Raw genomic sequence first — 265 nt, 5'->3', positions numbered from 1 at the left:
TATATATGTTTTTTAGAAGAAATGAGGGTCAGTACCGAGAAACTGATCGTGTGACACGTTTTAAATTGGTAAAGTCAGGGAAACATTGGTTACGTGCCGCAACCTCTCACTTTGGACTTTTTAAGATAATAAGTGGTCGTGTGGATGCGTCATCTGTATCAGTTCATCAAGTTGAGGAAGAAGTACCTTTAGTCACAAGTGACAGACTTTTAAAGGGAGTAGCCGCAACAGGAGCTCTACTAGGTGGAGGAGTAGCGACTTATGT

General features: G+C 41.5%; 1 protein-coding gene. It reads left to right on the top strand.

Features of this window, described 5'->3' with window-relative positions:
* Positions 1-5: 5 nt before the first annotated feature.
* Positions 6-265: accessory Sec-dependent serine-rich glycoprotein adhesin (locus HMPREF2697_RS08065; protein WP_004182211.1), on the top strand; the 260-nt coding region annotated here is incomplete at its 3' end.

Origin of the sequence: Streptococcus sp. HMSC064D12 (assembly GCF_001837205.1) — a bacterium.
Taxonomy (GTDB): Bacteria; Bacillota; Bacilli; order Lactobacillales; family Streptococcaceae; genus Streptococcus; species Streptococcus salivarius_D.
This window is presented reverse-complemented; position numbering and strand designations above follow the sequence as displayed.